This is a genomic window from Ruegeria sp. H4 (genome assembly GCF_056533065.1).
In genome coordinates this window covers 410,522-428,892 of the sequence record NZ_JBQFOC010000001.1, presented here as the reverse complement: position 1 = coordinate 428,892, position 18,371 = coordinate 410,522, and the positions used below count along the sequence as shown (strand labels likewise).

The 18,371-nt window shown below is 58.6% G+C and carries 21 protein-coding genes; 7 read left to right on the top strand and 14 right to left on the bottom strand.

Translation table 11 applies throughout. The features are described from left to right. Positions 1 to 46: 46 nt before the first annotated feature. The 3 genes from ACR0KG_RS02105 to ACR0KG_RS02095 form a co-directional block, all read right to left on the bottom strand. Entirely contained in the window at positions 47 to 406 is a 360-nt protein-coding gene (locus ACR0KG_RS02105; protein ID WP_480550631.1) for a 1-deoxy-D-xylulose-5-phosphate synthase, read from the bottom strand. Between the two features lie 111 nt (positions 407 to 517). Further along, on the bottom strand, positions 518 to 1,810 hold the full coding sequence (locus ACR0KG_RS02100) for a lytic murein transglycosylase (protein WP_480826346.1): 1,293 nt from the start codon (positions 1,808 to 1,810) through the stop codon (positions 518 to 520). A gap of 90 nt (positions 1,811 to 1,900) precedes the next feature. Continuing rightward, positions 1,901 to 2,614 carry a helix-turn-helix transcriptional regulator gene (locus ACR0KG_RS02095; RefSeq protein WP_480543202.1) on the bottom strand — a complete coding sequence of 238 codons (714 nt, stop codon included), beginning with the start codon at positions 2,612 to 2,614 and terminating at the stop codon, positions 1,901 to 1,903. An 83-nt stretch (positions 2,615 to 2,697) separates the two neighbouring features. On the opposite strand from ACR0KG_RS02095, the gene ACR0KG_RS02090 reads away from it, so the two are divergent. Next, entirely contained in the window at positions 2,698 to 3,396 is a 699-nt protein-coding gene (locus tag ACR0KG_RS02090) for a glutathione S-transferase family protein (protein ID WP_480826345.1), read from the top strand. Continuing rightward, a complete protein-coding gene (locus ACR0KG_RS02085; protein WP_353008932.1) occupies positions 3,393 to 3,779 on the top strand; it encodes a DUF1801 domain-containing protein in 387 nt (128 codons plus the stop codon). The genes ACR0KG_RS02090 and ACR0KG_RS02085 overlap by 4 nt, the downstream gene beginning before the upstream one ends. Here the strand turns inward: ACR0KG_RS02085 and rnr are convergent. The 3 genes from rnr to dapE are packed head-to-tail and all read right to left on the bottom strand — an operon-like array spanning position 3,770 to position 7,804. Continuing rightward, complete coding sequence (gene rnr, locus ACR0KG_RS02080; protein ID WP_480826344.1) at positions 3,770 to 6,028, bottom strand: ribonuclease R; 2,259 nt, start codon at positions 6,026 to 6,028, stop codon at positions 3,770 to 3,772. The two genes, ACR0KG_RS02085 and rnr, sit on opposite strands and share 10 nt — an antisense overlap. 57 nt (positions 6,029 to 6,085) lie before the next feature. After that, positions 6,086 to 6,661, bottom strand: coding sequence for a TIGR04282 family arsenosugar biosynthesis glycosyltransferase (locus ACR0KG_RS02075; RefSeq protein WP_480826343.1), 576 nt, complete (start codon positions 6,659 to 6,661; stop codon positions 6,086 to 6,088). Positions 6,662 to 6,664: 3 nt separating this feature from the next. Further along, a complete protein-coding gene (gene dapE, locus ACR0KG_RS02070; protein WP_480826342.1) occupies positions 6,665 to 7,804 on the bottom strand; it encodes a succinyl-diaminopimelate desuccinylase in 1,140 nt (379 codons plus the stop codon). Positions 7,805 to 8,013: 209 nt separating this feature from the next. Here dapE and ACR0KG_RS02065 point away from each other — a divergent pair, with 209 nt between their 5' ends. Next, positions 8,014 to 9,072 carry a transporter substrate-binding domain-containing protein gene (locus ACR0KG_RS02065; RefSeq protein WP_480826341.1) on the top strand — a complete coding sequence of 353 codons (1,059 nt, stop codon included), beginning with the start codon at positions 8,014 to 8,016 and terminating at the stop codon, positions 9,070 to 9,072. Here ACR0KG_RS02065 and ACR0KG_RS02060 read toward each other — a convergent pair. The 4 genes from ACR0KG_RS02060 to ACR0KG_RS02045 form a co-directional block, all read right to left on the bottom strand. Continuing rightward, entirely contained in the window at positions 9,069 to 9,416 is a 348-nt protein-coding gene (locus ACR0KG_RS02060) for a hypothetical protein (RefSeq protein ID WP_353008923.1), read from the bottom strand. The two genes, ACR0KG_RS02065 and ACR0KG_RS02060, sit on opposite strands and share 4 nt — an antisense overlap. Positions 9,417 to 9,468: 52 nt before the next feature. Then, positions 9,469 to 10,095, bottom strand: coding sequence for a LysE family translocator (locus ACR0KG_RS02055; RefSeq protein ID WP_480500676.1), 627 nt, complete (start codon positions 10,093 to 10,095; stop codon positions 9,469 to 9,471). A 108-nt stretch (positions 10,096 to 10,203) separates the two neighbouring features. Then, positions 10,204 to 11,031, bottom strand: coding sequence for a 2,3,4,5-tetrahydropyridine-2,6-dicarboxylate N-succinyltransferase (dapD, locus tag ACR0KG_RS02050; protein ID WP_480826340.1), 828 nt, complete (start codon positions 11,029 to 11,031; stop codon positions 10,204 to 10,206). A 108-nt stretch (positions 11,032 to 11,139) separates the two neighbouring features. Continuing rightward, entirely contained in the window at positions 11,140 to 12,051 is a 912-nt protein-coding gene (locus tag ACR0KG_RS02045; RefSeq protein WP_480550612.1) for a threonine/serine dehydratase, read from the bottom strand. Between the two features lie 79 nt (positions 12,052 to 12,130). On the opposite strand from ACR0KG_RS02045, the gene ACR0KG_RS02040 reads away from it, so the two are divergent. Continuing rightward, complete coding sequence (locus ACR0KG_RS02040) at positions 12,131 to 12,973, top strand: LOG family protein (RefSeq protein WP_170533568.1); 843 nt, start codon at positions 12,131 to 12,133, stop codon at positions 12,971 to 12,973. A gap of 3 nt (positions 12,974 to 12,976) precedes the next feature. After that, positions 12,977 to 14,074 carry a cystathionine gamma-lyase gene (locus ACR0KG_RS02035; protein WP_480543222.1) on the top strand — a complete coding sequence of 366 codons (1,098 nt, stop codon included), beginning with the start codon at positions 12,977 to 12,979 and terminating at the stop codon, positions 14,072 to 14,074. On the opposite strand, the gene ACR0KG_RS02030 is transcribed toward ACR0KG_RS02035, so the two are convergent. After that, positions 14,075 to 14,458: a hypothetical protein gene (locus ACR0KG_RS02030; protein WP_480550610.1), complete on the bottom strand. Its 384-nt coding sequence runs from the start codon at positions 14,456 to 14,458 to the stop codon at positions 14,075 to 14,077. 159 nt (positions 14,459 to 14,617) lie between these two features. On the opposite strand from ACR0KG_RS02030, the gene ACR0KG_RS02025 reads away from it, so the two are divergent. Both ACR0KG_RS02025 and ACR0KG_RS02020 read left to right on the top strand, forming a co-directional pair. Beyond that, the gene (locus ACR0KG_RS02025; RefSeq protein WP_480550608.1) at positions 14,618 to 15,538 is read left to right on the top strand and encodes a DnaJ C-terminal domain-containing protein; all 921 of its coding nucleotides are present in this window, start codon (positions 14,618 to 14,620) and stop codon (positions 15,536 to 15,538) included. Then, a complete protein-coding gene (locus tag ACR0KG_RS02020) occupies positions 15,535 to 15,873 on the top strand; it encodes a hypothetical protein (protein ID WP_170533578.1) in 339 nt (112 codons plus the stop codon). Before ACR0KG_RS02025 ends, ACR0KG_RS02020 begins: the two co-directional genes overlap by 4 nt. Before the next feature lie 8 nt (positions 15,874 to 15,881). Here the strand turns inward: ACR0KG_RS02020 and ACR0KG_RS02015 are convergent, their stop codons facing one another. The 3 genes from ACR0KG_RS02015 to ACR0KG_RS02005 form a co-directional block, all read right to left on the bottom strand. Next, positions 15,882 to 16,505 carry a cytochrome P460 family protein gene (locus tag ACR0KG_RS02015; protein ID WP_480550606.1) on the bottom strand — a complete coding sequence of 208 codons (624 nt, stop codon included), beginning with the start codon at positions 16,503 to 16,505 and terminating at the stop codon, positions 15,882 to 15,884. A 189-nt stretch (positions 16,506 to 16,694) separates the two neighbouring features. After that, on the bottom strand, positions 16,695 to 17,882 hold the full coding sequence (gene rlmN / locus ACR0KG_RS02010) for a dual-specificity RNA methyltransferase RlmN (RefSeq protein WP_480550604.1): 1,188 nt from the start codon (positions 17,880 to 17,882) through the stop codon (positions 16,695 to 16,697). Positions 17,883 to 17,975: 93 nt separating this feature from the next. Continuing rightward, positions 17,976 to 18,353: a lysozyme inhibitor LprI family protein gene (locus ACR0KG_RS02005; RefSeq protein WP_480826339.1), complete on the bottom strand. Its 378-nt coding sequence runs from the start codon at positions 18,351 to 18,353 to the stop codon at positions 17,976 to 17,978. Positions 18,354 to 18,371: the final 18 nt, after the last annotated feature.

Genomic DNA, 18,371 nt, shown 5'->3' with positions numbered 1-18,371 from the left:
GGCCCCATGACAGGGTAAGCTACGAACCCAAACCTACATCGCTATCCTAACGGATAAGCGCCTCGTACTCGTCTCGTACATCGTCATCGACCAAGACGCCTTCGTTGCCACCATAAAGCCTATCGTTCTGATCTTTACGAGGCCCAGATATCCAATAGAAATCACCGCTCTCAGTTTCGAAGTAGTTTGCCTTGAAACCGGCACCCTTGAGGCTTTGGAAGCGAAGCCCCTTGTAATAAAGGGTTTTGCCAGTTTTTGAGAGATACACACGGCCGATAACAGCATCTCCCTCAAGTCCTTCGGACTTGGACTCGATGTACATAATTCGTGACCTGGTTAGCCGAAACTCGCTCGGAAGCGCCGCATCCTGATCGAGCTTTTCTTTCCAATGATCGGCATGTCGCATTAAGAAGTTCCATTTCACAGTTCGTGCAGTTGCGCAGATAGCAAGAAATTCGAACGACAACAAAGTCCGCATCGCGAACCCCACAGCAACTAAGATCGTTCACCTACCCAATCACCGCAACCGCTCCAACAGGTTCAACGTCGGGTACCCATCCGGCACCAATCCCTGCGCCAGTTGATACGCCCTCACTGCGTTGATGGTGTTTGGTCCTGTCCGCCCATCAATGCCTTGCGTATCAAATCCAGCTTTGGTCAGTCGGGTTTGTAGTTCCTTCTTCTCGGTAAAGCTCAGCACCCGGTCGCCGCGTGGCCAAGGGGCCTGAAACGGTGCGCGGCCTGCCAGGCGGTCGGACAGGTGACCAATGCCAATGACATAGGCATCTGCCCCGTTATAGCTCTCAATCACACCGAAGTTATCGAAGATCATCAGCGCAACGCCCTGCCCGCCAGCGGGTAGCAGGATCGCGGCCTGCCCGTGATCGGCAACAGTTTTACCATCGCGTCCAACCACACCTAGTGTCGCCCACTCCGACGGCATCAAGGTGTAATCCCGTTTGGCCGTGGCATAGTCGAACCCCTCGGGCAGGCGTACTTCGACACCCCAAGGCTGCCCCTTGGTCCAACCGTGCCGGGCCAGATAGGCCGCCGCCGAGGCCAGCGCGTCGGTTGGGTCGTCCGACCAGATATCGCGCCGCCCATCGCCGTCGAAATCAACCGCATGATCTAGGTACGAGGTCGGCATGAACTGCGTATGCCCCATCGCCCCAGCCCAACTGCCGATCATCCGGCCCGCACTGACATCGCCTGCCTGAATGATCTGTAAAGCCGCAATCAGCTGGGTTTCAAAGAAGGATGCGCGACGCGCATCAAAGGCCAGTGTCGCCAAAGACCGGATCGTCGGGTTACTGCCCCGATAGGTACCGAACGATGTCTCTAACCCCCAGATCGCGGTTACGACCTCTTTCTCGACGCCGTATTGAGCCTCGATCCGCTTTAGGACCTTTTGGTGCCGATCCAGCGCCGCACGGCCATTTGCGATGCGTGTATCCGAGACGGCGCTGTCCAGATATTCCCAAATCGGCTTTGAGAATTCAGCCTGATTGCGATCCCGCTTGATAACGTCCAGATCATAGGACAGGTCCGCCAAGGCGTGGCCCAGCGTAGATTGTGAGATACCCTGATCCCGCGCCCGGTCCTCAAACGCCCCAAGCCAGGCCTGAAACCGGGCGTTTCCTGCCGAGGACGCTCGCACGACCTCAACCGTGGGTCGGGGCACCGGTCGCAGGGATGTTGTAACATCCGCCGAAGCCAATTGAATTTCGCCACCCACAGGCCGAATCTCGGGCCTGGGGGCGTGTTCTGCCGCTGACGCCTGCACGATGGATGCCCATAATGCGGCGGTCATGACGCCACCTATGCATTTATGCATTCCGATTTTTTTCCTGAGTACTGCTCAACTTCAAGGATAGCGCAAAATCGGCAATTCTCAAAGGTCTCAGGTGTTTTCATCCTGCTCATGTGCGGCACGCTTTGCACGAATCTGGGCAATAACATCGCGCAGCATTGGTATACGATTTGGACGAAAGCTTTGATCTGTCACCGACATTTCCCGCATGCGATCCAACCGAAAGACGCGGAAATCCTGCCTGAGATGGCACCAACTGAGCAAGACATTCGAGCGGTCCATGTAGACGATGCTCAAGGGGTCCACCCGCCTGCGGGTCTCATCTCCCTTGGCGTCGGTATATGCGAATTCGACTGTGCGTTCATCCCATGTGGCCTGCCGCAGATCGGCAACTTCGATGGTCGGCGCAGGGGGGCGGTTGAATCGCGTTGCAGCCAGCACCGCGTGACTCAGTCGGTGGGATTGGCGCGGCGGCAGCCGTCCTTGAAGTTTGCGCAGTGCCGCGCTGGCAGCGTCAGCCAGTGCAGGATCGCCGATCACCTGCACTTCGCGCAGTCCCAGAACCAGCGCCTCAAGCTCATCATCGGTAAATCCCAGCGGCGGCAGGGTTGCGTCTTCGATCAACGTGAACCCGAACCCGGCCTCACCATCAATAACCGCGCCAAGGCCGCGCAGCGCATCGATATCGCGGTGGATCGTACGGGGAGACACGCCGAGGTCGTCAGCCAGTTGAACCGAAGTTTTCGGTGACGGGCCAGAGCGTAAGGCTTGCATCAATTGGAACAGGCGGGCGGTGCGGGACATATCGGATATTAGCTTACCCCTAATGTCAGAAAATGTCATCAGACGTGTTTAAGGTCCGGCCATCCCCAATGATGGAGCCCCTGATGCTGACTCTTCTCACTTACCCATCTGCTTTTGGCTTGTTCAGCGCCAGCCCGTTCTGCGTGAAAACCGCGCTGATGCTGCAAAAATCCGGCCAGACCTGGCAGCGATCCGACATTTTGGACCCTCGCAAGATGCCGCACCAGAAGCTGCCTGTGCTACGTACGCCCGAGCGTTTGGTCCCGGACAGCGATCTGATCCGCGATTGGCTGGAACAGCAAGGGGCCGACTTCGACGCGGGCTTGTCGGATGTTGAAAAGGCGCAATCCCGCGCCTTAATCCGTATGGCCGAGGAGCATCTATATTTCCACATCGTTCTGGATCGCTGGGGCAATGATGAGGTCTGGCCCATTCTGCGCGAGATGTTCTTTAACAGCATTCCAGCCCTAATCCGCAAACCGGCCTCTAATGCAATCCGCAAATCAGTTCTGAAGGGCATCAAAGCTCAGGGCATCGGCCGCTTTTCCCAGAATGAACGTCTGGACCGGGTCGAGCGCGACCTTGAGGCGATCTCGGCCTATCTGTGGCAATCACCGTTTCTGCTGGGCGAACGCCCGACCGCTGCGGATATGAGCGTTGGCCCCATGCTGGCCGCGATGCGTGCGACACCCGTCGAAACACCGCTGACCCGCCGCATCAAACAGGATAACCTGCTCAACAGTTACGTAGACCGGATGGAACAGACAGTACCCCTGTCATGACTCAGATTGAAGATCCCGCCGTAGCGGCCGCCTTTGCGGCGTTGCCCCCGGACACGCGTGCCGGAGCACTTGCCTTGCGTGATCTGATCCTTGAGACCGCCAGCGCACTGCCCAGTGCCCAACCGCTGCAAGAGGCGCTGCGCTGGGGTCAGCCCGCATATCTGGCCCCCAAAGGCTCAACCATTCGGTTGGGTGGACATAAGTCCGCGCCATTTGCCCTGTTCGTGCATTGCCAAAGCCGGTTGATGGGGGACTTCACGACCGCCTTTCCCGATGAGGATCGGATTGAAGGCAACAGGGCGGTGCTGTTCGACGATGTGGATCAGATCGACCCGACCCGCCATGGCTGGTTGATCGCGCGAGCGTTAACCTATCATCTCTGACGGCGCTTACGTTCGACCTTGCGCTTGATTTTGTCCTTCTTGCGCTTGGTGCTTGCCGCCTTGCGCCGCACGCCCCGTTTGGCGGGGCCGCGCCCCCGCGGTAAGGCCTGATCGTCGATGGACAGCAGTTCCAGCTCCAGCCCACCTGTCACCGGGGTTGCCTCGGTCAGGCGCACGGTGACACGCTGGCCTATGGCGATGATCAACCCGGTATCCGACCCCATCAGGGTTCCGGCCTCGCGGTCAAAATGGAAGAACTCACGCCCGAGGGACCGCACGGGCACCAGCCCGTCGGCGCCGGTTTCGTCCATCTTCACGAACGCCCCGAACCGCGCGATACCACTGATCCGGCCCGAGAACTCATTGCCCACCCGTTCGCTGAGATAGGCAGCCAGATAGCGGTCGGTCGTATCCCGTTCAGCCATCATCGAGCGACGCTCAGTGTCCGAAATATGCGTTGCGGTTTCATCAAGTCGGGCGATTTCCTCCTCGGTCAGACCGTCATCACCCCAACCGTGGCCCGTGATCAGCGCGCGGTGAACAATCAGGTCAGCATAGCGACGAATGGGCGAGGTGAAATGCGCGTAGTTTCGCAGCGCCAGACCAAAATGTCCGAAATTCTCGGGGTTGTAATAGGCCTGCGCCATCGACCGCAGGGTGGTCAGGTTGATCAATTCCGCATCTTCGGTACCCGCAGCCGCATTCAGCAGGGCGTTCAGGTGACGGGTTTGCAGAACCTGCCCCTTGGCAAGGTTCAGGCCAGCGGCTTGGGCCGTTTCACGCAAGCTCTCCAGCTTTTCGGGGGCCGGTTCTTCGTGCACACGGAACAGCAGCGGGCGACGCTTGGCGATCAGCGTCTCGGCAGCGGCGACATTGGCAAGGATCATGAACTCTTCGATCAGCTTATGCGCATCCAGCCGGTCGCGGAACGCCACGCTGGTCACCTCACCCGTGTCGGACAGGACGATCTTGCGCTCCGGCAGGTCCAGCTCCAGCGGCTGGCGCGCCGCGCGCGCGGTTTTCAGCGCGGCATAGGCGGCGTAGAGCGGTTTCAGAACCGGCTCCAACAGCGGTCCGGTACGTTCGTTGGGGGTGCCGTCGATGGCCTCCTGCACCTCGGCGTAGTGCAGAGACGCGGCCGAGCGCATCAAGCCGCGCAGAAAGCGATGACCGATCTTGTTGCCCTCGGCGTCGATCTGCATCCGCACGGCGATACATGCCCGCGGGACACCTTCGTGCAGGGAACACAGATCACCGGACAGGCGATCCGGCAGCATCGGCACCACCCGGTCGGGGAAGTAACTGGAATTGCCCCGCTTACGCGCCTCGCGATCCAGCGCGGTGCCGGGCTGCACATAGGCAGCAACATCGGCGATGGCGACCCAGATGACATGCCCGCCGGGGTTCTTCGGGTCGTCATCGGCATGCGCATAGCAGGCATCATCATGGTCGCGCGCGTCCGACGGGTCGATAGTCAGCAACGGCATGTCCCGAAGGTCTTCGCGGCCCTTCAAGCCAACGGGTTTGGCTTTGTCCGCCTCATCAATAACCTTATCGGGAAAATCGTCAGGGATGCCATGTTGGTGAATGGCTATCAGCGAGACAGCCTTGGGTGCGGTCGGATCGCCCAAACGTTCAACAACGCGCGCACGGGGCAGCCCCATACGGTTCTTGGGCCCGGCCTGTTCGGCCTCGACCAGTTCGCCATCCTTGGCCCCATGCATCGCGCCTTCGGGCACCAACCATTCCGTCGAACCGGCTTTGTCGATGGGCACGATCCGCCCGCCCTCGGCCCCTTTGCGATATATACCTACGATCTTGCGCGGGTTGGTTCCGATACGGCGGATCAGGCGGGCCTCATAATTGTGGTCTTCTTCCTGCACCACGGTCAGGCGCGCCAGAATGCGGTCGCCTTCCCCCAGCGCCGGATCGCTGGCGCGGGTGATCAGCAGAACGATGGGCTCGACCCCCTCGCCATGCCATTCCAAGGGCCGCGCGAACAGATCGCCATCTTCATTCGGGGCCTTCACTTGCAAAACGCTGACCGGCGGCAGACGATCCGGGTCACGATAGCTGCGCTTGCGCTTTTCCAGATGCCCCTCGGCCTCAAGCTCTTTGAGGATGCGCTTCAGATCGATCCGATCCGCGCCCTTGATGCCGAAGGCCTTGGCGATATCACGTTTCGAGGTCAGGGTGGGGTTCGCTGAGATCCAGTCGAGGACCTCCTGCTTGCTGGGAATGCGACTCATGTCTTTGGCCTAGCACGCGCATGCAACCGCGTCATGACCAAAAAGTGTCCATTCGGCTCAGCCGCGCAAATCAGCGACGGTATCCACATCACGCAGTTCGTTCAACAGGGCGACACGACAGCCGGGAACAGACGCCAGCGTATCGGCCAGCGCATGTTCTGTCGACCAGCGCACATCCCGAAACAAGCCCAAGGGCAACGCGCCATAGCGTTGCGCACCGACCAGCCAATAGCCGCCATCCGGGGCCGGGCCGAACACCATTTGCGAACGACCCAATGCCTTGAACGCGTCCGAGATATGACATAGCGCGATACCCGGAATATCCGCCCCAATCAGGCAAACCGGCCCTTTTGGCATCCCGCGCAGCATCCGCCCCATACGGTCACCCAGATCGCCTCGCCCCTGCGCCACGCGTGGCAGATCGGCAGGCCAGATCCGACTGGTCAGCCCTTCTGCGTCAGGGGAAACCGCCAACACAATCTGCCAACGCGGATCGCGCAGCCGCCGGATCAGCGACCGGGTCTGGTGCCGGAACCACCATGCAGCGCCTACCATACCGAAATCGCGTCCCAACCGGGTTTTAACGCGGCCCGGACGAGGCTCTTTGACCATGATGACCAGAGTGCGCTGCATCGCTCAGGCAAAATAGTCAGTCAGAATACGCATATAAATCGCCTTCAACTGCTCGATCTGGGCCACCTCGACGCATTCATCGACCTGATGCATCGTGCGTCCGACAAGCCCGAACTCGACCACCGGGCAGTGGTTTTTTACAAACCGCGCATCCGAGGTGCCGCCTGTTGTTGACAGTTCGGGTCGCATGCTCGTTTCGGCCTCAACCGCTTGCGCCACCAAATCGGACAGTGCGCCCGGCGGGGTCAGGAAACTTTCGCCCGAGATCTTGATCTTTGTATCAACCTGAACGCCAAACTCATCGGCTACGCGCGCCGCTTCAGCCTTAAGCCAGTCACTCAAGCTCGCACCGGTATGCGTGTCGTTGAAGCGGATATTGACGGTGCCACTGCATTGCGCGGGGATGACATTTGTCGCGGGATTACCGGTGTCGATGGTGACCACGGCCAGTGTGGACGCATCGAAGTGATCGGTGCCCTGGTCCAGTTCATGACTGGCCAGCCGATCCATCAGCCGCGCGATGGCTGGCAAAGGGTTTTTGGCCCGATGCGGATAGGCTGAATGTCCCTGAATCCCCGTCACGGTGAACCATGCAGTCATCGACCCGCGCCGGCCGATTTTCATCATCTCGCCCATCCGGTTCGGGCATGTGGGTTCACCAACCAGGCACACGCTCATCTTTTCGCCAAGCTGATCCATATGATCAAGCAGGGCGGTTGTGCCATCCAACGCGTCAGCTTCTTCGTCGCCCGTAATGGTCAGGATAATCGCCCCGTCGGGTGGGGTGTCGCGCACGAAATCAATCGCCGCAGCCGCAAAGGCGGCAACGCCCGATTTCATATCCGTCGCGCCGCGCCCATACATCACCCCGTCATGAACCTCGGCCCCGAAGGGCGGTTTGGTCCAGGCCGCCTGATCCCCCACAGGCACCACATCCGTATGGCCGTTGAACCCAAATGTCCGCGCGTGTCCCTTGGGGCCCCAACGGGCGAACAGGTTACTAATGCCACCGCGATCCACCCGAGTACATTCGAACCCTGCCTCCGTTAGGATGTCCTGCAGCAGAACGAGCGCTCCGCCTTCATCAGGTGTGACCGATGGGCAACGGATCAGGTCTGCCGTCAGTTGAACTGCATCGGTCATATGTAGGCCTCGCTGTTGGTCATGTGTTCAGGTTCGTGCACAGATTCAACGAATTGGCAGGATTGCCAAGGCCAATCCACAAAAATTATCGCACTGAACAAGCGATGTATCAGTCTGAGAGCGCAATAAAACATGCCGATTTACTCTGCGGCCACCTTGCCCATGCATATACATTCGCGTTACAGGGCCGCGAAACGGGTGACTTGACCATGAAGCGCGCATTCTACGCATTGATCAGCCTGACTTTCGCCGTTCTCGCACAGCAAAGCCTGGCACAGACGCTAAATGTCACGACAGTGACACGCCCGCCGTTTTCCTATGTCGAGGACGGTGCCGAAACCGGATTCTCGATGGACCTGCTGGGGGCTCTTTCTGAGGCCTTGGGATGGGAATACTCTGTCCAGCGCGTGGATTCCTTTGCCGAGATGCTGGGCGCGGTCGAGGACGGATCGGCCGATTTGGCCATCGCCAATATCTCGATCACGGCCTCGCGCGAAACGCAGATGGATTTTAGCCAGCCGATTTTCGAGGCGGGCTTGCAGATCATGGTGCCATCGGACGCGGTGCGCAGACCGTCGCTGTTGCAGGCATTACTATCCACCGAATTGTTCATCGCCATTGGGCTGGCCTTCGCCATCCTGCTTGGCGGCGGCATGTTGATGTGGGGGTTCGAACGGCGCGCCCAGCCCTATTTCGACCGCAAGCTGAACGAGGCATGGTTCCCATCCTTCTGGTGGGCGCTGAATCTGGTCGTGAATGGTGGTTTTGAAGAACGGATGCCCCGCACACCATTTGGCCGCATTCTGGGCGTGGTGCTCGTGGTATCCTCGCTGTTCATTGTATCGGTCTTCACCGCCCGCATCACCAGTGTCATGACGGTGGATGCGATCACCGGCAATGTGAATTCGGTGAATGATCTCTATGGCAAGAATGTCGGCACCATTACAGGTTCAACTGCGGCCAGCTTCCTGGACCGGCGCGAAATCGAATATGCGGGCTATCCGGGGCTCGATCAGATGCTTGAGGCATTTAAAGCCGAAGATCTGGACGCTGTCGTGTTCGACGCGCCTATCCTGTCCTACTTCGCGGCGCATGAGGGACGCAGGATTGCAACGATGACGGGTAGCATCTTCCTGCGAGAAAACTATGGCATTGCCTTCCCGACCGGCTCGCCACTGGTGGAAGAGGTCAATCAGGCGCTGCTATCCCTGCGTGAGGACGGGACCTATGACGAGTTACACCGCAAATGGTTCGGATCGCAGAACTAAGAGGCTGAGGTTTCGTCTTCAAAAAACGGAGTCATCTGCGCCACGATTACCGCGTTTTCGTCCAGCGCTCGCTGCATCAGGGTACGTTCATCCGCATCGATGTCATGGCCTTGGGCCTCACGCTCAGCCAACGTGCCGTAACCGGTGACATCCAGAGGCGCGGTATCTGCTTGCTTCAGGATCGCCACGGTCTCGCGCACGGCCTCGGCCTCATCCACGCCACTGGCATAACAGATCAACGCCGCACCCGTTGCCCCGTCGGGCAAACCATCTCCATCCTTCCGTCCGATCTGAACAAGAAGGGTATAGACTTGCTGGCGCGAGGGTTTTTTCTGCTTTTCCATGGCACGGGCCTTAGCCCTGCGGCCTGAATTGGTCAAGCTTAGGGTCAGGCCCCTAGCGCTCGGCCGTGGCCAGTTTGAGGGCCAGCGCAACAAAGATCACGCCCGAAACGCGGTTCATCCACAGCTGAACCGAAGGCGAACCCCTCAGCCAACTGCCCAAAGTACCCGCAGCAAGGGCCACGGCCCCGAACACCACAACCGTCGCTAGGAACATCAGCGCCCCTAGTTGATAGAACTGCCCGATCAGCGATCCGTTCAACGGATCGACAAATTGGGGCAGGAAAGCCAACATGAAAATCGTCACCTTCGGATTGGCGATGTTCATGATCAAACCACGCAGATAGAGCTTGCGCGTCGGGATCTCCGGCGCATCACCGCCGTCAAGCGCAGTCCCTGCTGCAGTAAACGCCTTCCACGCCAAATAGACCAGATAAGCCGCACCTGCGTACTTCAGCGCCGCAAAGGCAGTTTGTGAAGTTTGGAAAATGACGGCCACGCCCAAAGCCGCTGCGGTAGTGTGCACGATAAGCCCAGAGGCCAGTCCCAGCGTCACAACCAACCCTGACATCCGACCGTAAAGCGCCGACTGCGTCATCACAAAGATATTGTCTGGCCCCGGAACAGCGGCCAACGCAATCGCAGCCCCCATGAACAAGATGGCGATATCAATGGGGATCATGGGTCTTCCTCTTCCTGTGCAGCAGCGCCCGGTATAGCAGCATGATGTTATTACAAAAAAGGCCGCGGAGCCTATCCACGGCCTTTTGTCATTCACGCTACGTTTGGATCAGTCACGCAGCAGCTCATTGATCCCGGTTTTCGAACGGGTTTTCTCATCCACACGTTTCACGATAACCGCGCAATAGAGGTTCACGTTGTTCTTGGACGGCATCGATCCGGCGACAACCACTGAATAAGGCGGTACTTCGCCATACATGACCTCGCCGGTCTCACGATCCACGATCTTGGTCGACTTGCCGATGAACACGCCCATCCCCAGAACCGAGCCTTCGCGCACGATGCAGCCCTCGACAACTTCGGAACGCGCGCCGATAAAGCAGTTGTCCTCGATGATTGTTGGGCCCGCCTGCATCGGCTCCAACACACCGCCAATGCCAACGCCGCCGGACAGGTGTACATTCTTGCCGATCTGCGCACAGGACCCAACAGTGGCCCAGGTATCAACCATGGTGCCTTCGTCCACATAGGCACCCAGGTTCACGAAAGACGGCATCAGAACGACGCCCGGTGCGATGAAGGCAGATTTGCGGACAACGCAGTTCGGAACCGCGCGGAAGCCAGCGGCTTTCCACTGGTTGTCACCCCAACCTGCGAACTTGCTGTCGACCTTGTCCCACCAGCCGCCGCCCTGCGGGCCGCCGGTTTGCGTTTCCATATCCTTGATGCGAAAGCCCAGCAGAACCGCTTTCTTCGCCCATTGGTTCACATGCCAGTCACCGCTCTCCTGCTTCTCGGCAACCCGCAATGACCCGCCGTCCAGCGCGTTCAGGGTATCCTCGATGGCTTCGCGCCGCTCACCCGTAGTTGCTGGTGTGATCGTATCGCGCGCGTCCCAGGCGGCTTCGATGGCGGCTTCCAATTGCGCGTTGGACATTGGGCGTCTCCCTACAGAATCTGTTCGTGTTGGTTTGGCCTATACGCAAGTGACACTCATGGCGCAATGCGACGAACACGGTTCCGTTTACGTCTGGGCAACGATCATTCACCCGGCAAGCGGGTCGGGGGCGATATTCCCACCGCAGATCAGGACCGCGACACGCTCACCCGGTTCGGGCTGATAGGCCCCCGAGGTCAGCGCCGCCAGCGCTGCGGCCCCTGCGGGTTCCACCAGAATTCGATGCGCCTGCCAAAGCATCTGCTGCGCTTCTGCAATGGCTTCATCACTCACCAGAACCGAGCTCATACCCTGCGCCAGATCAAAGCAAATCTGGCCAATCCGCCGGGCACCCAACGCATTCGCTGCAATGCCGGACACGGACACATCCACAGGCTCACCCGCCTTCAGCGCCGCATTCAAGGCGCAAGAGGTCTCGGGTTCGACCGCCACAACCTTGCGCGCGCCGTCAAACCACGCCAGAGCGCCCGCAATCAGACCACCGCCACCAACCGCAACTAGAACAGTATCGGCTTCCAGCCCCTGAGCGTCCCACTCGGCAAAGCACGTCCCCTGCCCAGCCACCGTTGCGGGCGCGTCATAGGCATGAATCTGCATCGCGCCGGTAGCTTGTTCATGCGCCTGCGCGGCCGTCAGCGCGTTGGCATACTCACCCGAGACAACGCTCAGGTCCGCACCGGTTTGCTTGATCAATGCGATTTTGGACGGCCCCGCAAGCTCGGGCACAAAAATCTTGGCCGGGTAGCCCAGCGCCTGCGCCGCATAGGCGGCGGCTGCGCCATGGTTGCCACCGGATGCCGCGACCACACCGGCCTCAGGCACGTCGGAACTGATCAGAGTATTGAACGCCCCTCGCGCCTTGAAACTGCCGGTATGCTGCATCTGCTCCAGCTTCAGTTCGATGGGATAGCCTGGTATCTTGCTGGTCATCACGGGTGTGACCTGCGCATAGCCTGAAATGCGATGCTGGGCGGCTAATATTTCACTCTTCCAATTCATTCTTGTCTTTCCGTGACTGGCGCTCTGTCCGCGAACCCTATAGCTGTTTGAAAAACACGCAAGCAGGGATCGATCACCCATGAGAGAAGACCGTCACAGCCCGTTCCGCGACGCACAAACAGATCGCTCGACCGCGCGCGAGGTGCCGGATACGCCGCAGACCCGCTCGCCTGCCTATCGCCTTGCTTTTGCCGATGAAGAATTCCTTTGCCGGGATGAGCTGCGCCCAGTGCGTCTGCAGTTGGAGTTGCTCAAGCCCGAGATGATCATGAGCGAGCGTGAGATCACCTCGACCATCGTCATGTTCGGCGGCGCGCGTATTCCAGAGCCGTCGCAAAAGCACACTGCACGGACCGAAACGCTGGCAGGTCTATCTCAATACTACGATGAAGCCCGCGAATTCGCGCGACTTATGACCGAAAAATCCAACGAGACCGGTGGGCGTGAAAACGTGATCGTCACCGGCGGTGGCCCTGGCGTGATGGAGGCCGGGAACCGCGGCGCGCAAGACGCAAACGGCTGCTCCATCGGGTTGAACATCGTGCTGCCGCACGAACAGGCACCGAACCTGTACGTGACACCCGATCTTAGTTTCAACTTCCATTACTTCGCCATCCGCAAGATGCATTTCCTGATGCGCGCCCGCGCCATCACCATCTTCCCCGGTGGTTTCGGCACAATGGATGAACTGTTCGAATCCCTGACCCTGATCCAGACAGGCCGGATGGAGCGTGTGCCCTTCCTGCTGTTTGGTCGTGAGTTCTGGGAGAAAGTCATCAACTGGGCGGCACTGGCCGATGCGGGCACGATCTCGGACGAAGACCTTGACCTGTTCCGTTTTGTCGATACTGCGCAAGAAGCGGTCGATATCATCGAGAATTGGGAACCCGCCCCGCCCCGCGACGCCATTCCGGGGCGCTGAACCATGGCCCCCAAGATCGGAAAGATGCTGCACCTGCGTGGCAATTCCTTGAACGAAGGTGAACCGGTCGCCCTGCCGCTGACCCAAAGCAGCATGTACCACCTGCCGGGCGCAACGGATGGTCTGGCCACTTATGGCCGCGTCGACAATCCGACATGGGTGCAGCTGGAACATATGCTGTCACATCTTGAAGACGCGCCGAGCCTCAGCTTTCCATCGGGTATGGCGGCGATCTCAGCAGCGTTGTTTGCCACGGTTCAGGCCGGATCACGCCTGCTGATCCCGTCGGACGGGTACTATGTCACGCGCTTGCTGTCGGATCGATTCCTCTCGCGTCTCGGGGTCGAGGTTGAGGAACGCGCAACAACGTCCTTTGCCGAGGGTGGTTTCGAGGGGTTTGACGTGGTGTTCGTCGAAAGCCCGTCGAACCCCGGTCTGGATATGATCGATCTGGCCGACGTTGCTGAACAAGTGCGCACCGCCGGAGGGGTAACAATTTCAGATAACACAACCCTGACACCGCTGGGCCAGCGCCCGCTGGATCTGGGGATTGATGTCGTGGTGTCCTCCGACACCAAGGCAATGGGCGGACATTCAGATTTGCTGATGGGTCATGTCGCCAGCCGCAACGAGCAGATCATGGAACGGGTCGAGGAATGGCGACGCGTCTCAGGCGCGATCCCCGGCCCGCATGAGGCGTGGTTGCTACATCGCGGGCTGGAAACACTGGACGTGCGCTACGACCGAATGTGCAGTACAGCGCAGGTGCTGGCCGAACAGCTGGCTACCCATTCCGCTGTCATGCAAGTGCGCTATCCGGGGCTGCCTGGCGATCCGGCGCATGTGCTTGCGCAGGCTCAGACGAAACGGTTCGGATTTCTGTTGTCCCTGACGCTGGACAATGAGGACATAGCAGAGGCGTTTATTAACGGATGCCCTTTGTTGCGCCCTGCGACATCCTTTGGCGGCGTCCACAGCTCGGCCGAGCGTCGCGCCCGCTGGGGCGATGATGTTGACCCCGGTTTCATCCGCCTGTCTGTTGGATGTGAACCTGTTGAGGAACTATGGCAAGCCATCGAGGCCAGCCTGAACGCACTGTAGCTACTTCTTCGGCGCACGCAGTTCAGGGAACACATAGATCGGCAGAACAATACTGCCGATCAAAGCGCCCAACCAAACCAGCAGCGTTGCTGCCAACAGATTTGCCACCCCTCCGATAACAAGTCCGGCTGTGATCCATTCGGTCACCAGCAGACCCACAAAAGTCACGATCAGGGCGATCCCACCTCTGAGTGCAGGCGCTTTCTTTTCTCCGATCTTCAGGATCAAAGGCTCTGCGATCACTTGAACAACGGTGAAGACAATCACCACGACCACAAAGGACAAAGGTTTGATCGCAAAACCGGTCAGCAGCAGTACGGCCAATATCAACCCGATTGCGTTCCCGGCCAGCAAGGCCAAAGCGGATTTGAATCTGCGTGACATGCGGGGCCTCCGTCAAAGAACATCTGAGATCATGTAGATACTACCAGACCCGCCGGATTTTACGAAGCAATTCAATTGCCTCTTCCTTTCGGCCGGATGAAATCGCATGATAAAACACATTCATAAAGATCAGACCGACCCACATCCGCGAGAGGTGAGATGAGCGACGATCCCTATTCCGTCCTTGGCGTAGCCAAAGACGCCAGTGCTGCCGATATCAAGAAAGCTTATCGGCGCATCGCAAAAGAATGCCATCCGGATCTGAAACCCGGTGATGCCGAGGCTGAGGCAAAGTTCAAAGCCGCCGCCGCTGCTTACGATCTGCTGAAAGACCCTGAAACCCGTGCCCGTTATGACAATGGCGAGATCGACGCCTCCGGTCAGGAACGCCCGCAACAGCAATACTATCGTGATTATGCCGAGGCCGCCGGAAACCCTTATCGCGGGCGGCAGGCGGACCCGGATGATATGTCAGACATCTTCGCTGAATTCATGCGTGGCCGCAGTGGGTTTGGCAGTCAGCGCGCGCAGGAATTCCACGCGCCGGGTCACAACCTGAACTACTCGCTGCAGATCAGCTTTCTGGATGCTGTGTTTGGGGCCAGTCAGAAACTGACCCTGCCCGATGGCAACCGGATTGAGGTCAAGATACCGGCGGGCATCACCTCGGGCCAGACCATCCGGCTGCGGGGCAAAGGCGCTCCGGGCTATGGTGACGGACCGGCGGGTGATGCGCTGGTCACGATTTCGGTTGCGGACCATCCCGTGTTCGACCGGCAGGGCGATGATATCCACATCACCCTGCCCATCAGCATTGATGAGGCTATTCTGGGCGGCAAAATCCCCGCCCCGACAATCGACGGCGGTGTCAACGTGACCGTCCCGGCGGGCACCAGCAGCGGCAAGACACTGCGCCTGCGGGGCAAGGGGGTCAAAAAACGCGGCTCGTCTGGGCGGGGGGATCAACTGATCGAGTTGACCGTCGCCCTTCCCGATCAGATCGACGATGACCTGAAGCACTTCATGGAAACCTGGCGCGAAAGCCACAGCTATGATCCTCGGAAAGGAATGCCGTCATGACCCTGACCGAAGAGGAACTGATCGCCACCATCACCCGCCTGACCTCGGACCGTCTGACCGAATATCTGGCCGCTGAAATTGTGATCCCCGAGCAATCGGCACAAGGCGTGGTTTATCGCAGCATCGACGTCGCCCGGCTGGAACTGGCCTGCGAGCTTCATGAGCAATACGATATGGAGGCGGATGCCCTGTCGATGATGATCTCTCTGATCGATCAGATGCACGGGTTGCGCGCCGAACTGCGCGAGGTTTTGAATGCTGTCGAAGCCCAACCCGAACCCGTCCGCCAACAAATGATCGAAGTGATCGGCACGGCGCGCCTTAAGCGTGGATAAGTTGAACGCTACTCAGCCTTGACCCGATACTCTTCGGGCACGAAGAATGTGTAGTCACGCTCAGCCACCTGTTCGTGACATTCGTGGCAATAAACAACCTGATTGGGGCGTGATCCTGTGGTGTCTCCATAAAGCGAACCGTCAGGCAGCACCATGATGTAACGCCAATCAGCCGTTGCAGGGTTGGTGCCCTGCGGTAGCTTCTCCATCACGAACATCGCACCCGGAAAGATCTTACCCTCATCGGTAACCGTCATACTGTCCTTTGCCAGAACCGACCCCGCTGGCAACACGTCTCCGTCCTGCATGGCTCCGTAGTTATGGGCCATGCGATTGGCGTAGCTGTTCACATATCGTTGACCGTGGGTCGCCGACACATAAGGCGAGTCATTGAACAGCGCCCAGCTTTGATAATTCCGGATCAGGTCAAGTCGCGCCCCGGCATAGCCGCGTGCCAGACGTCGGCTAAGCGATTGATAAATCTCTTCGGCCTCGTCTTTGCTGAGCTCAGCGGGGTTCTCGATTGTGATGTGTGCCTCGCGGTCATCGGCCTTCGCGGCTCCGATATGGAAAAGAAGCGAGAATGAGGCGGTGAGTATTGTTTTGAAACTAATTTTTAAAATCGTGCTCATGGTATTGGCCCATCTGAAAACAGTTTGCCTGCGTTCGGTCCGCGCGCAGGACATTGTCAAGGATTTAGCTTGTGGTTCACAACGACCCATTCCTCTCACAGCCTTGTGCACAAAGGTGAGCCCGACCTGAACCGAACAGGCCAAATATAACAAATTTTGAGTTCAGAAAACAGGCGCTGGCAGTGTCGCTCAGCCGTTCAGCCCAGCCTCGGCCTCAATCTGCTTGCGTGATTTACGAGCACGTTCGGTGGCCGATTTCAGCTGGCCACAGGCGGCCATGATGTCTTCTCCGCGTGTTTTGCGGATCGGTGAGGCATAGCCTGCCTGATAGATGATGTTCGCAAAGGCCCGGATACGATTGTTCGAGCTGCGCTTGTACGGCGCGCCGGGCCATTCGTTGAATGGGATCAGGTTGATCTTGGCGGGTATATTGTGGCGCTTTATGTGCTCGATCAGGCGATGCGCGTCCTCATCACTGTCATTGACGCCATCCAGCATCACATATTCAAAGGTGATCCGCTCGGAATTCGACGCGTTAGGATAGCTCGCGAGCGCTTGCAGCAACTCCTCAATATTCCAGCGCTTGTTGATGGGAACCAGAACGTCTCGGGTCTCATCCGTGGTGGCATGGAATGAGATCGCCAGCAGGCAGCCGATTTCTTCGGCAGTCCGTGCGATTTCAGGCACCACGCCAGATGTGGACAGCGTGATCCGGCGGCGCGACAGGGAAATACCTTCAGGGTCCATGGCGATCTTCATCGCATCACGGACGTTTTCGAAGTTATAAAGCGGCTCGCCCATGCCCATCAGAACGATGTTCGACAGCAGGCGCGTTTCGTCCTTGGGGGCACCGGGGGTTGGCCATTCCTCAAGATCATCGCGAGCCATCATCACCTGACCAACAATTTCCGCCGCTGTCAGGTTGCGCACCAGCTTCTGCGTTCCAGTATGGCAGAAAGAACAGGTCAGCGTGCAACCCACCTGGGACGAGATACACAAAGTGCCGCGATCTTCTTCAGGGATGTAAACAACCTCAACCTCGTGGCCGCCTGCAATACGGCACAGGTATTTGCGGGTTCCGTCTTCCGAGACCTGACGGGTCACGACCTCAGGGATTTCGATTACGAAATTCTCAGCCAGCTGTGTGCGATAGGCTTTGGCCAGATTTGTCATCTCGGCAAAGTCCCGCACGCCCCATTGGTAGATCCACTGCCAGATCTGCCCGGTGCGCATTTTGGCCTGTTTTTCAGGCGTGCCATGTTCGATCAACACCTCACGCAGGCGATCACGCGACAAACCCACCAGATTCACTTTCCCCTCGGGCAGCTTGCGGGGGATGGTCATAACGTCTTGCGTGATCGGCGCTTTGGGCGACATGCTGGTACCTTTTGGGGCGTATCTATGCAGATTCTGGCTTGGGATGCGCCTCTATATAGGAACGCGCGCAAAGATCAAAAGGAATCGTACCAATCAGTTTGCCAGGCGCAAAAGTTCATCAACGCGTGCGCGACCCAGATTCACCCGGCAGGACGCAATTGCGATACCTGTTCCTGATCCGCCACCAAATGAAGCGCCAACAGCATTGCAATGCGCGTCCCTATACCTTGCCCATGCAGTTTGGGCAGTTTCCAGAGCAGGCTGTGCCTCTACACGCCCTGTGACGTCGTCCAATTCACCGGCGGCCTCTGCAGCCAGTTCATAACTTATCTCTAGCGCAACTTTGACCCTGTCTTCCATCTCCGCAACACAGGATCCGATTTCAACCTGTGAACTCGCGCTGGAGCATTCCAATGCCGGGTCAGCAATCGCGACAGTTGGAAAAAGCAGGGCAACAAAAACAAAACGCATAACCACCTCTCCGATCTG